A 12,676-nucleotide genomic window follows, 5' to 3' on the forward strand; every position below is an offset into this window, starting at 1 on the left:
TCCTCGCGCTGACTACTGCGATCTGGCACAACCAGAAGACCGGACAGCCGGTACTCCGGTCACTGACCGCGTACGACCACTGAACCCTTGGAATCAATCATCTAGCTCCTCCCCGTCGGAGGTCGTTACGAACGCCACGATCTGCTCGCCCCAATCTGGGTCGGGGCGCCCGACGACTGCGACGTCCGCGACCCGCGGATGGGAGCTGATCGCTTCCTCAACTTCGAGCGAGTAGACGTTTTCACCACCGACGATGATCACGTCTTTCAGTCGGTCAACGATGTAGAGGAATCCGTCTTCATCGATCCTGGCAACATCGCCAGTCCGGTACCAGTCTCCTTCGAAAACTGCTGCTGTGGCTTGAGGGTCATTGAGGTACTCTCTCATGCGGGTATCCCCGGCGAACCACACTTCACCAGTCTGCCCCGGCCCAGCATCTCGACCATTGGCGTCGACGACGCGCATTCGATTGCCGATCATGGCGGCCCGGCCAATAGAACCAGCCTTTCGCAACTGATCTTCGGGTCTGAGGAAGCACCCGGTTGGTCCCATTTCGCTCATGCCGAAGACGTTGTAGAAATTCTCTGATTCGTACCCGCTGATAAGTCGTCGAAGGGTTCCCGCATCGGTGGGTGCGCCTCCGTAGAGCCATCGTCTCATCGAACTGAAGTCGTGAGCACTCGCAAAGTCCTGTCCCATCTGTTTTGCCGCCATCATTGGCGCAAGGTAGGCGATAGGAGGTCCAAAGAAGGTTGTCGTTCTTTCGCTCTGAATGAGCTTCATCGTGTCGACTGGGTGGTACTCACGGTGCAGTACTGTGGTTCCACCGACCGCGATCATCGGCATGAAGCAGATATTCAGTGGAGCGGAGTGCCAGAGTGGCATGGCGATGAGATACCGATCGTCAGAATCAAACCCGAAATTCAAAGCGATGAGCAGAGCCGCCTGAGTGATCGAACGGTGGGAGTGCACGCAGCCTCGCGGGGCGCTTGTCGTTCCTGATGTGTAGAGGATCTGGGCGACATCCTCGTCGTGCAATTCAGGCAACTGGTCAGGTTGCAGCGGATCATGTTCGGCAATGGCATTGTCCAGCTCTCCGGTAGCCGGGTCGGTCGTGATCCATTTGGTGTCCGAGGCGCCCGCCAGTGCGGTTTCGAGAAGCTCAGGACTGACGATTCCGAGATCCAGTTCCGCGTGGCTGACGGTGTACTCGACCTCGGGAGCCTGCATCTTGTGATTGAGTGGAACGAGTGTGGCGCCGAGATACCACACACCAAATGCTCCGATCGCAAAGCCGGGTACGTTGTAAGCCATGATTCCGACGCGGCTTCCTGGCCTCACGCCGCAACTTCGCAGGTAGGCGGCCGCCCGCAGGCTCTGCTCTTGGAACTGAGTGAAAGTCAGCCGCGTGTCTCCGGCGACAAGGGCTTCAGCCTCGGGAAACCGTTCGACCGAGCCTTCCAGCATCGTGGTGAGCTTCATCGCTCCTCCTGTTCTTTTGATGCGACGTGTGTCACACTGACAACTATTGAACCATGGTTCAATTCTTCAGGGAAGGTCTGCTGGCGAAAGGGAGTCGATGTATCGAAAGACAGCCCGTGAGCGCAGGCGAACTGCGGAACGCGAGCGATCGATTGCGGAAGGAGCGCGGAAGGTTGTGGGTCGCTCAGGCTTCCACTCCGCGACGATCAAAGCCGTGGCTGCTGAAGTTGGGTGTTCAACCGGCTTGATCTACCGCTACTTCTCCAACCGCGATGAATTGCTGCGTCGGACGTTCGCTCACGCTTCAGGCCATGAGCTCGACATGATCGTTGCAGCTACTTCTGAAGCCGAAACACTTGCCGAACTTGTCGATCAGTACGTGAGTACATTCTGTACGCGAGCCTTCGCGAACCAGTTGCTTGCACGTGCGCTGCTGTTCGATGACGTTCCGCACGTGGTGTACACCGAGCGTCTGGCATTCCGAGCTGATTATGCCGCTGTATGCGCTGCGGGGATCGAGCGATTGTCTGCCGGGTCTGGGTTGAGCCAAGACCCTCACGTGCTCAGTCGCATGATTGTCGGGATGGTGGCGGAGGTGCTGACTGAGCCCCTTCTGTCATGTGAACCGGTCCCGGCAAGCGAGCAGCGTCGCCTGATCGGACTGCTGATCGCAGCTGGTCGAAGAATCTTAGGAATCAATAAGGAGAGAACGTGACTACGGATCACCGTCAACCTGCTGCCAGCGGACACCAAACCCACGCGGTGTTCAATCAGGCTCCGCAGCGAACCGACATTGACGAATACTTGTCGAACGCAGCCTTAGTCGACGCCGTGTCGGCATTTGCCCCCTCGGCAGATATCTCGACGCTGGAAGAAATCGGAGAGCTGATCGGAAGCAGCGAGTACCAACGCGACGCAGAGTTGGCCAACATCTACACGCCGGTTCTCCACACTCACGATCGGTGGGGCAACCGAATTGACGACATCGAATTCCATCCTGCCTACCATCGCGTGATCGCGGATTCACTCGAGCGCTCAACCCACTCACTGGCGTGGAACCGCGCAGACGAGGGTGTCGAGGCGGAGCGCGCGGCACGTTCATTCCTTTTCAGCCAAATTGAGCCCGGCCACGGGTGTCCTGTCTCCATGACGCATGCCGCGGTTGCCTCGCTGCAGTTCGACAGCGAACTGGCTGAGTTCTGGATACCGCGCGCAACCTATGCCGGATATGACCCGCGGCGCATTGACCCCGCCGAGAAAGACGCTGTCACTTTCGGCATGGCGATGACAGAGAAACAGGGGGGCTCCGACGTCCGCGCCAACACCACACAGGCGGTGGCATCGCAGGATGGGACCTACCGGCTGACTGGGCACAAATGGTTCTGCTCGGCCCCGCAGTCGGACGCCTTCCTCGTGCTGGCGCGGTTGCCTGAGGGGGTCAGCTGCTTCCTGGTTCCGAGGATTCTCCCCGGTGGAGAGCTCAACGTCTTTCGCATCCAGCGCCTGAAGAACAAGTTGGGCAACAAGTCGAACGCATCGTCGGAAATCGAGATGGATGAGACGGTGGGTTGGCTTCTGGGAGAACCCGGTCGGGGCGTTCGCTCCATCATCGAGATGGTCTCACGGACGCGTCTTGACTGTGTCATCGGTTCTGCTGCGGGAATGCGGCAGGGCGTAGCAGAAGCAGCATGGCATACACGGCATCGAAGTGCTTTCGGAGCGCGACTTGTGGATCAGCCGCTAATGCGATCAGTGATTGCAGACCTCCAACTCGAAGCTGAAGCAGCTACGTGGAGTGCGCTGCACCTTGCCAGCCTTTACGAGCGTCCCCAGGACGACTCTGAGACTGCTGAGGCGGCCGCACTCCGGAGGCTGACAACAGCGGTAGCTAAGTACTGGGTCTGCAAGCGTGGACCTGAGCACGCGTATGAGTCCCTTGAGTGTCTCGGAGGCAACGGGTACACGGAGGATTTCCCCTTGGCTCGACGGTACCGCGAACAGCCGGTCCTTGCGGTCTGGGAGGGTTCCGGCAACGTCATCGTTCTCGATGTGCTGCGTGCGCTGGCCCGCGAGCCTGATGCAGCAAAGGCATTCCTTGCATTCCTCGAGACGGGACTTGGATCGGACGGGGCCTACGACCAGGCATATGAGCAATTAGTCCGTGGCTTGACAAAGGCTCAAGAGGTGCTTTCGGGAGACAAATCGCCCGACGCAGTCGCAAGTCTGCAGGCAAGTGGCCGAGTTCTTGTCGAGCAGATGGCAGTGCTTTACCAGTCGGCCGTCCTCAGAGCCCATGCATCGCCTGAGACAGCTGCCGCGTTCGTCACGGCACGGCTAGGCAGTGATCGTGGGAGAGAGTACGGTGCGCTGCCAGTGGGAGTGTCCGTCGATCTGTTGGTGGAGCGAGCGTGACAGGCGGCGGGCCAGTCAGCCGAGCATGGAGGCGGCCATGCCGGTGAAGTAGGGGACCAGCCAGATGACCCACACGATGAGCGAGAAGCGGTGGAAGGTCTGCTTTGCCTCCGCGGTGCCGCGGACCATGACGATCACCGCCCAGAGGAAGTGGACGCCCATGAGCAGCAGCGCCAGTGCGCCGGTGATCGCCATCGTCGTGCCGAGGATCCCGGCGGCCGTGCCGGTGAACAGATCGGCCTCGCCGGAGGCGGCGATGCGGCGCATGATCTCAGTGCCGGTGGCGTCGGCGGCCAGCCCGAGGCCGAAGAACACGACGTGGGTCCAGGTCAGGCTCCTGCGCAGGTGCTCGGCCCAGACACCGATGGTGTAGAAGATGAGGGCGAGGGTGATGAAAATGATGGCGGGTGTCAGCATGCCATCATCGTCGCGCGGCGCCCGGCCGCGCGCATCGGGCCAGCGGCTGATCCTCACATCAGCCGAATGGTTGACCCGCTGTGTCCCGAGGGGTGGAATCCCTGCTGAAGTGCGAGATTCACTAGTGTCGTGTGCGCATATAACCGATACGATATAAATCTCCGTCAATGTGATCTGAGTCATATCGAGCGGTGCCGCTGCCGTTCGAATGCGGTCGGATTTCACGCTTCGCGCAGCGCTGCGCGCTGGCAGAGGGGGATACGATGACCACTCGTCGCACGATCCAGGCCCGCGACCGGGCAGTGCTGCGTCGCCGTGAGATCCTCGAGGCCGCGCGTCACAAGATCTCAGCCAACGGCATCATCGACGTCTCGATGAAGCGCGTGGCCCTGCTGGCCGGCTGTTCGGTCGGCACCCTCTACACCTACTTCGGCTCCCGTGACGAGCTGCTCTACGATGCCTACCAGCACTACGCCCAGCGCGAGTACGACATCGCCCATGAGCAGCTCGCCGCCGCCTCCGATCCGAACCCCGGCCGGCGCGCCAGCCGGCTTGCCGAAGCCTTCGTCCGCCGCACGCTCTGCGACCCGAGCATGGCCGCATCGATGATGTTCCGGCCCGCGCCGTCCTCGATCGAATCAGTTCGCCGCACCTCCCACAACATCTTCTCCTGCGCCATCGCCACCGCGATCGCCGGCCACCCGCCGAACCGCTACGAGCACATGATGGGGCGCGCACTCGTCGGCTCGATCAACGTCATCCTGCAGGAGCCGCTCTACGACGCACCGTGCTCCTTCAGCACGGCCGAACGCCGCGCCTTCGCCGACCAGATCACCCACCTGTGCCTGCGCGCCACCGGGGAGAACTGCTGAGCCCGTAGGCTGGGCATATGCCCCGCAGCCCACTGCCCCCGCGCGAGGGGATCTCCGCCACGCGACTGCGCGCACCCGGCGGCCATGAGACCCACGCGCTCGCCGACGTCCCGGTGCCGGACAGCGTCGATGCGATGCTCACCCTCCTCATCCCGGATTCCACTCCCGAGGCGCGGGCAGCGCTCGTGACGGAAGGGCACCTGTGCACCGCGGAGGCTGGGCCGGCGCAGCTGTCCGATCCGGTCATCCCCGGCGCCTTCTACTGGTTCTACCGTCCGGTTCCGCCTGAGCGGCGAGTGCCGTTCGAGATCGGCATCGTGCATGAGGACGAGGAGCTGCTCGTCATCGACAAACCGCACTTCCTCGCGAGCACACCCAACGGCCGGTTCGTGCGCGAATGCGCGGTCACCCGGCTGCGCTTCGAGCGCGCTGAGCCGGATCTCGTGGCCATCCACCGCCTCGACCGGGTGACCGCCGGACTGCTTGTGCTCTCCCGCCGACCGCAGACCCGTGGACGCTACCAGCGGCTGTTCCAGGACAAAGCCGTGACGAAGACCTACCGCGCGCTAGCCCTGCTGCCGCCCGGGTTCGATCCGGCCAGCGTGCCGCAGGAGCGCCGCACCCGGCTGGAGAAGACCTCCGGTGACCGGCAGGTGCGCGAAGTGCCCGGAGAGGCGAACACCCTCACCCGCATCTCACTGGCCGCCGTCCACGAGGTACCGTGCGCGCGACCGGCGAGCGGCGCCTCGGCGGCCCATGTCGCGGGGACCGGCGCCTCGGCAGCGGGGGAGGAGACGGTGCAGATCGGTGAGTTCGTCCTGCAGCCGGTGACCGGCAAGACCCATCAGCTGCGGGTGCACATGAACGGCCTGGGACTGCCGATCCTCGGTGACCCGGTCTACCCCGTCGATGTGAATCCGGATTCCTATGACTTCTCATCCCCGCTGCAGCTGCTGGCCGCGGAGCTGTCCTTCGCCGATCCGCTCACCGGCCACAAGCGGGAGCTTGCGACTGGTCTGCGGCTTGATCCGGCTGCTGCGTGGGCGCAGCTCGGGTGCACAGAGATGTCGCAGGGCTGGCACAGCAGCGCCGCATCGCTGCGCCGCTGTCGCGTTACAGTGACAACATGAGTCACGACCACGACCCCCAGCAGCCGCCTCGGCCGGCATACCCTCCGCAGGGGTCGCCGCCCGCGCAGGGGTCGCGCGGGCCGCAGGAGTCACATGCGCCGCATCCGCAGCAGCCGCCGGGACGGATTCCTCACCCGCACCAGCAGCCGCCTCAGCTGGCATACCCTCCGCAGGCGCCTCACCCGCCCCAGCAGCCTGGGCACACAGAGTCTCCGTCCGGGCCACCCAGCGGGAACGGCCAGCACGGCCTGAGCGAATCCGACCAGAACGGTGAGGAGGAGCAGAACCAGGACTTGGAACTCGCGGAGATCGAGTGGCCCAAGCAGCTGAGGAAGGCGATCGGCACCAGCGTCAGCGCGGCGATCATTGCGACCATCCTGCTGTGGCTGCTGCAGACGGGACTGTTGACAGACCAGATCGGTCGGGCCGTCGAACCAGACAGCTCTGGGTGGATGGGCGTCGTCATGCTGCTGCTCTTCGCCTGGATGCTGCCGCTGCTCGAATTTGACCTCCTCATTCACAAGCCGGTCACTCGGTGGCTGCCGACGACCGGATACATCTATCTCATCTCCTTCATCCACGCAGCAATGCTGACACTGTCGACGATGCTGTGGCCGTTCGTCATCGGCGCCGCGGGCATCGGCCAGCGGTTCGAGGATTGGCCGATCACACCGATGCGGCTGGCGCTGACCTTCATCTGCTGCTGGGCTGTGGCCCTGTCATCGGTGGGTTCAGCCCTGTCGATGCCGCGCCTCCTCTTGAGTCGCCTGTGGATGTTCTTCCTCGTTGGGTTCCCGTGGGTGCTCCTCACCCTCGGCGGCTGCATCACATTGGCCGTTGTTGTGGGCAAGACTTCGCCGATGAACTACGGATCGGTGCTCGCCGTCGTCACTGTCGTGCTGCTGGCGGTGCTCATCTTCGTTCCCGCTGTCCTCGCTTTCAGTCAGCCGCGACTGCTCGCGAACCTCGAACGGGATAAGCAATGGCGTGCTCAGCAGTCAGAGCCGCGCCGCGGATAGGTTCCATGCCCCGGGCAGGGAAGCAACGCCTCGGCTGCGGCATGGCGAATCTGGAGTGTGCAGAGGAGTCGCAAGTCCGATACTGCAGCGCCGCAAAGCTGCACCGAGGGCGCGCTACAGTGACAACATGAGTCACGACCACGATCCCCAGCAGCCGCCTCGGCCGGCATACCCTCCGCAGGCGCCTCGACCGTCGCAGGGGCATCGTCCGTCGCAGGGCCCGAGCGGCCTGCAGGAGTCACATGCGCCGCAGCTGCAGCAGCCGCACCGAGTTCCTCACCCGCGCCGGCAGCCGAACCGGGTGCCCCACCCGGAGCAGTCTGCGAACAGCATGTACGCGCCCGGCGTCCCCCGCGTCAACGGCCGGTACGACCTGGGTGAACTCGACCAGCAGCGCGAGGAGATGAACATCCGGTCCGGGGACTTCGACCGGATCAACTGGCCCAAGCAGCTGATATGGGTGATCGGATTCAGCCTGGTCATGGCGGTCGTGGCGATCATCGTGGTGTGGCTGACGCGGTTGGGGCTGGTGTCGAGCAACTCCGGTGAGCGCATCGAGTCCACTGCGGCTGCGCCGCTCGCACTCTTCATGCTGCTCACTGCCGCGTGGATGCTGCCGTTCGCCGATACCGACCTCGTCGCCGACAATCTGAGCCCCCGGTGGCTGCCGGCTACCGGATATGTCTGCCTCATCTCCATCATCCACGCGGCAGTGCTGACACTGACGTCGATGCTGTGGCCGCTCATCGTCGGCGGCGCGGGTTTCGGCAGCCGCATCCAGGACTGGCCGATCACGCCGACCCGGCTGGGGCTGATCTTCCTCATCTGTTGGGCTGTGGGCCTGTCGTCGACAGGCTCGCTCATGTCGCTGCAGCGGCTCATGTTCACTCGCCTCTGGATGCTCTTCGCCGTCGGGATCCCGTGGGCGCTCCTCACCGTAGGCGGCGTCATCGTGCTGGCCTACGTCCTGGTCAACAGTGCACCTGCGAACTACGGTGCAGTGACCGTGGTCGTCGCCGTCGCGCTGCTGGTGGCCCATATCCTCGTTCCCACCGTTCTGCTCGCCAGCCAGCCGCGTCGCAGATAGGCGCCGAACAGCAGCGGCCGCGAGGCGGTGCGACTCCGCGGCGGCTGCGACACGATGCGCCCCCGCCGTGGCGCCGCAGACAGGCGCGTGGCGTGTGGAGACTCACAAGCGGAAACGGGGGTGGGCACCTCCTCGGGTGTGGTGCCTCTGTGGTCCGAGGACGCTGATTGTCGCACCGGACAGCTGCTAGAGAGAGGTAGTGTGAACCGTCTTTGACAATATTCTAGGAGCGAAACCCAGGACGGTTCACATAGGTCGCGCCGATACCTACGACCTGATGCCTACGAATACTGAGCCGACTCAGGCATTACTCCACAGTGAAGCGACTGGCAGCGCCGCGAGCCGGTCGCCGAGAAAGCGACCCTGGGTATCCGTAGTCAACACATATCCGGCCACGAATCGTTCCCCGAACTGTTCGCGTAGCCAGGTGAGGTGCCGGTAATCGGCCGGCGCCACCGACGAGGCCGCCTTCACTTCCAAAGCGATCACGCGGCCGTCAGCGAGTTCGATCACCAGGTCGATTTCGCGGCCGTCGGGGCTGCGATAGTGGAACAGTTCCCACTCGTCGTTCGCCCACGTTTTCTGCCGCAGCAGCTCACTCGCAACGAAGGCTTCCAAGACGCCGCCGAACGCTTGACCTTTCACGAGGTCTTTGAGCGTGGCCGGCTTCATCCCGGTGAGCCACAACCCGACGCCGGGATCGCTAATGACGGTCTTGTGGCGGCCCACCTCACGTTTGAGCAGGTTTGGTGTCCACGGCGGCAGCTGATCAACAAGAAACAGCCCCTGCAACAATCGAAGATACTGCGCAGCGGATGACGCGGCGATGTCGAGGTCGTTCGCCAGGCGCCCGATCACCGTCTCCGACCCCTGCACCGCCGCCAGGGCTCGCAATAGCGCCATGACCTGCTCGGGCTGCCGAATCTTCGACAGGTCTTGGATGTCGCGCGATACCAGCCGGGTGATATACGAGTTAAGCCAGGTGTTGCGGATGCGCTCGGGCAGCTCTTGCATTTCGGGCATCGAGCCACGGGCAATGATGTCGACGTAGTCGTTGCGAGTGAGCGCCGTGGTTTCAGTTGCGGGGTTGAACCCGGCGAGTACCCGCGCGATGAAATCGTCTCGCGTGTCAGCAAGCTCGCCCTGGCTGAATCCGCGAATCTGCAGGCTGACGACTCGACCGGCGAGGCTGTCGGCGGCAGCCTCGCCCGTGGTCAGCTTCGAGCTTCCGGTGATGAGGAAACGCCCCGGCTTGCGGTACTGGTCGATCTCAGCCTTGAGCGGCAGAATCAACTCTGGCACTCGCTGGAACTCATCGATGACCATCATGCCCTCGGTGTTCTGGGCAAGAAACCCGCGAGGGTCGTTCACTGCGACGCTGCGCGTTTCTGGGTCGTCCATTGTGAAGGTCAAAACGGAAGCGCCTGCGGCGGCAAACTCTTCCGAGACCTGTTGGGTGAGGGTCGATTTTCCCACCTGTCGAGCACCCAGCACTTCCACCGCTGGGAAGTGCTCGGCAAGCTGCCGAAGCAGCGGCGCCGAGTGTCGTTCGATGAGCGCGTTCATGCCGGCAATTCTAGGGCTTCCGGGCGCGAACTGCTACGTCTATCGAAGATTGGTGGCACACTTAACCGTCGATTGGTGGCGAGATTAAGCGTCGATTGGTGGCAACTTCAACCGTCGATCGGATGCGTAACGCTGGGTTGGCAGGGTGCGTTCGTCTGCTATCACACGGTGCAGCCAAAAGGGCTTGCCCGAAAAGGGTTCGCGCGGCATAACTGGGGGAACACATGTTCGGGACTGCTGAAGGTTTGGTTGACTTCACGACTGGATAGATTCCAGGACGGTTCATTCTTGTAGTCGGCGCACATGTCTTCTTTGCGTTGCTTGATCCCCGAACGCCTGAGCAGGTCAACTGCAGAAGGTTGCTCGGCGCGGCTCCGCGGCTGTGTCCGTGGCTGCCACTAGCATGGGGCCTAATCGAACGAGCAGGTTCAGTGTGCGCTGTCGCAGCGCGGGAGGCGAGAGATGACACCGTCGACGAAGGAAGCGCAGCGCGCGGAGCTGCACAAGACGATCTGGCGTATTGCTAACGATCTGCGCGGGTCGGTCGATGGGTGGGACTTCAAGTCGTATGTGCTCGGCCTGCTCTTCTATCGGTTCATCTCGGAGAACCTGACGGCCTACATCAATAAGGCGGAGCACGAAGCTGGAGACGGTCAGTTCGACTATGCACAGCTCGACGATGAGCATGCCGAATTCGGACGTGCGGTGACGGTTGCGGAGAAGGGCTTCTACATCCTTCCGTCCGAGCTGTTCGCAAACGTCCGTGAGCGTGCCTATGCGGACGAGAATCTGAACGAAACGCTCGAGCGCGTGTTCAAGAACATCGAGGGATCCGCGATCGGAACTGAGAGCGAGGACGACCTCAAGGGGCTGTTCGACGACCTCGACGTCAACAGCAACAAGCTGGGAAACACGGTTGCAAAGCGCAACGAGAAACTGGTGAAACTGCTTGACGCTATCGGGGATCTGCCGCTGGGGAGTCTCCAGGACAACACGATCGATCTCTTCGGCGATGCCTACGAGTACCTCATGCAGATGTACGCGGCGAATGCCGGCAAATCGGGCGGCGAGTACTACACGCCGCAGGAAGTCTCCGAGCTGCTGGCCCGCATCACGGTCGTCGGCAAGACAGCGGTCAACAAGGTCTACGACCCTGCTGCGGGATCGGGGTCGCTGCTCCTGAAGTTCGGCAAAGTGCTGGGCAAGGAGAAAGTGCGACAGGGGTTCTTCGGGCAGGAGATCAACCTGACGACGTACAACCTTGCGCGCATCAACATGTTCCTGCACGACATTAACTACGAGAAGTTCAACATCGCGCACGGCGACACCCTGCTGGATCCTGCCCACTGGGATGATGAGCCGTTCGAGGCGATCGTCTCGAACCCGCCCTACTCGATCAAGTGGGAGGGAGACGCCAATCCGCTCCTCATCAACGACGAACGATTCGCGCCGGCAGGAGTGCTCGCGCCGAAGTCGAAGGCAGACCTTGCCTTCACAATGCACATCTTGAGCTGGCTGGCCGTCAACGGCACGGCTGCAATCGTCGAGTTTCCCGGTGTTCTGTACCGCGGCGGTGCGGAGAAGAAGATCCGCAAGTACCTCATCGACAACAACTTCGTGGACGCCGTCATTCAGCTGCCGCCGGATCTGTTCTTCGGTACGACCATCGCCACGTGCATCATCGTCCTCAAGAAGTCCAAGACGGATAATGCGGTGCTGTTCATCGACGCTTCGGCTGAGTTCGTACGCAGCGGAAACAAGAACAAGCTGACCGAGGTGAACCAAGTCCGAGTGCTCGACATGTTCACTGCTCGTGCCGACGTGGACCACGTGGCCACGCTCGTGCCGAACGAGGAGATCTCGGCGAACGACTACAACATCGCGGTGTCGTCCTACGTTGAGCAGGAAGATACGCGCGAGGTCATCGATATCAAGGCGCTGAATTCGGAGATCACGCAGATCGTCGCTCGGCAGTCGCAGTTGCGTGCTTCGATCGATGCAATCGTTGCGGATCTAGAGGGGGCCGGTTCGTGAGTGGGGTCGAAAGGTTGCTCGCAAAGCTTGCTCCGTCGGGTGTTCCCTTCATTGAAGTGTCTGCGTTATTTGATCTGAAGAACGGCTACACTCCGTCGAAGTCGAATCCTTCATTTTGGGAGGAGGGGACAATCCCATGGATTCGCATGGAGGACATACGGGCGAACGGCAGTGTGCTTGACGGGGCGATTCAGCATGTCTCCGAGGCTGCGGTAAAGGGTGGGCGTCTTTTTCCTGCGAATTCTTTACTCTTCGCAACATCGGCGACGGTTGGTGAGCATGCATTAGTCACAGTTCCACACTTGTCCAACCAGAGATTCACTTCGCTGGCAGTGAAGCCCGAATTTGTGGACCGCGTGGACGTCAAGTTTCTATATTACTATGGATTCGTTCTGGATGAGTGGTGTAGGAACAACACGACGAAGTCGAGTTTTTCGACGGTTGACATGGCAGGCTTCAAGAGATTCCGATTTCCACTGCCGCCGCTTGAGGTGCAGTGCGAAATTGTGAGAATATTGGATCAGTTCACTCAGCTGGAGGCGGAGCTGGAGGCGGAGCTGGAGGCTCGGAGGCGCCAGTACGAGTACTATCGAGACGCTCTTTTGACCTTCCCCGAAGCGGGGGGTGTCCCTATGGTGGTTGTCAAGCAGCTGCAGA

Annotated in this window: 11 protein-coding genes; 8 read left to right on the forward strand and 3 right to left on the reverse strand. The window is 62.0% G+C overall.

Features of this window, described 5'->3' with window-relative positions:
- Window positions 1–93: 93 nt before the first annotated feature.
- A complete protein-coding gene (locus tag ACFFN1_RS14150; protein ID WP_376841491.1) occupies window positions 94–1,482 on the reverse strand; it encodes a class I adenylate-forming enzyme family protein in 1,389 nt (462 codons plus the stop codon).
- 97 nt (window positions 1,483–1,579) lie between these two features.
- Between ACFFN1_RS14150 and ACFFN1_RS14155 the strand changes: the two genes are divergently transcribed.
- Window positions 1,580–2,197 (forward strand): TetR/AcrR family transcriptional regulator, encoded by a 618-nt coding sequence (locus ACFFN1_RS14155; protein ID WP_376841493.1) that lies wholly within the window; start codon window positions 1,580–1,582, stop codon window positions 2,195–2,197.
- Window positions 2,194–3,894 carry an acyl-CoA dehydrogenase family protein gene (locus tag ACFFN1_RS14160; protein ID WP_376841494.1) on the forward strand — a complete coding sequence of 567 codons (1,701 nt, stop codon included), beginning with the start codon at window positions 2,194–2,196 and terminating at the stop codon, window positions 3,892–3,894. The genes ACFFN1_RS14155 and ACFFN1_RS14160 overlap by 4 nt, the downstream gene beginning before the upstream one ends.
- A 15-nt stretch (window positions 3,895–3,909) precedes the next feature.
- Here ACFFN1_RS14160 and ACFFN1_RS14165 read toward each other — a convergent pair whose 3' ends face one another.
- Complete coding sequence (locus ACFFN1_RS14165) at window positions 3,910–4,311, reverse strand: HsmA family protein (protein ID WP_376841495.1); 402 nt, start codon at window positions 4,309–4,311, stop codon at window positions 3,910–3,912.
- Between the two features lie 263 nt (window positions 4,312–4,574).
- Between ACFFN1_RS14165 and ACFFN1_RS14170 the strand changes: the two genes are divergently transcribed.
- From ACFFN1_RS14170 to ACFFN1_RS14185, 4 genes are all read left to right on the forward strand, one after another.
- Window positions 4,575–5,183 (forward strand): TetR/AcrR family transcriptional regulator, encoded by a 609-nt coding sequence (locus ACFFN1_RS14170; protein WP_376841496.1) that lies wholly within the window; start codon window positions 4,575–4,577, stop codon window positions 5,181–5,183.
- 17 nt (window positions 5,184–5,200) lie between these two features.
- Complete coding sequence (locus ACFFN1_RS14175; RefSeq protein ID WP_376841497.1) at window positions 5,201–6,313, forward strand: pseudouridine synthase; 1,113 nt, start codon at window positions 5,201–5,203, stop codon at window positions 6,311–6,313.
- Between the two features lie 293 nt (window positions 6,314–6,606).
- The gene (locus tag ACFFN1_RS14180; RefSeq protein ID WP_376841498.1) at window positions 6,607–7,332 is read left to right on the forward strand and encodes a hypothetical protein; all 726 of its coding nucleotides are present in this window, start codon (window positions 6,607–6,609) and stop codon (window positions 7,330–7,332) included.
- Between the two features lie 127 nt (window positions 7,333–7,459).
- The gene (locus ACFFN1_RS14185; RefSeq protein WP_376841499.1) at window positions 7,460–8,419 is read left to right on the forward strand and encodes a hypothetical protein; all 960 of its coding nucleotides are present in this window, start codon (window positions 7,460–7,462) and stop codon (window positions 8,417–8,419) included.
- A gap of 300 nt (window positions 8,420–8,719) precedes the next feature.
- On the opposite strand, the gene ACFFN1_RS14190 is transcribed toward ACFFN1_RS14185, so the two are convergent.
- Window positions 8,720–9,985: an ATP-binding protein gene (locus ACFFN1_RS14190; protein ID WP_376841500.1), complete on the reverse strand. Its 1,266-nt coding sequence runs from the start codon at window positions 9,983–9,985 to the stop codon at window positions 8,720–8,722.
- Between the two features lie 462 nt (window positions 9,986–10,447).
- Here ACFFN1_RS14190 and ACFFN1_RS14195 point away from each other — a divergent pair, with 462 nt between their 5' ends.
- Together ACFFN1_RS14195 and ACFFN1_RS14200 are read left to right on the forward strand one after the other, a co-directional pair.
- Entirely contained in the window at window positions 10,448–12,019 is a 1,572-nt protein-coding gene (locus tag ACFFN1_RS14195; RefSeq protein WP_376841501.1) for a type I restriction-modification system subunit M, read from the forward strand.
- Window positions 12,016–12,676 (forward strand): restriction endonuclease subunit S (locus ACFFN1_RS14200; RefSeq protein ID WP_376841502.1); only part of this gene is annotated, 661 nt, incomplete at its 3' end. The genes ACFFN1_RS14195 and ACFFN1_RS14200, both read left to right, overlap by 4 nt.

The organism is Brevibacterium otitidis (assembly GCF_042429315.1).
GTDB lineage: Bacteria > Actinomycetota > Actinomycetes > Actinomycetales > Brevibacteriaceae > Brevibacterium > Brevibacterium otitidis.

What these genes read in the sequence shown, in the direction of transcription:
- ACFFN1_RS14185 (WP_376841499.1), top strand. Translation starts at nt 7,460, where the DNA reads ATGAGTCACGACCACGATCCCCAGCAGCCGCCTCGGCCGGCATACCCT.
- ACFFN1_RS14190 (WP_376841500.1), bottom strand. Translation starts at nt 9,985, where the DNA reads ATGAACGCGCTCATCGAACGACACTCGGCGCCGCTGCTTCGGCAGCTT.
- ACFFN1_RS14175 (WP_376841497.1), top strand. Translation starts at nt 5,201, where the DNA reads ATGCCCCGCAGCCCACTGCCCCCGCGCGAGGGGATCTCCGCCACGCGA.
- ACFFN1_RS14150 (WP_376841491.1), bottom strand. Translation starts at nt 1,482, where the DNA reads ATGAAGCTCACCACGATGCTGGAAGGCTCGGTCGAACGGTTTCCCGAG.
- ACFFN1_RS14195 (WP_376841501.1), top strand. Translation starts at nt 10,448, where the DNA reads ATGACACCGTCGACGAAGGAAGCGCAGCGCGCGGAGCTGCACAAGACG.
- ACFFN1_RS14165 (WP_376841495.1), bottom strand. Translation starts at nt 4,311, where the DNA reads ATGCTGACACCCGCCATCATTTTCATCACCCTCGCCCTCATCTTCTAC.
- ACFFN1_RS14155 (WP_376841493.1), top strand. Translation starts at nt 1,580, where the DNA reads ATGTATCGAAAGACAGCCCGTGAGCGCAGGCGAACTGCGGAACGCGAG.
- ACFFN1_RS14170 (WP_376841496.1), top strand. Translation starts at nt 4,575, where the DNA reads ATGACCACTCGTCGCACGATCCAGGCCCGCGACCGGGCAGTGCTGCGT.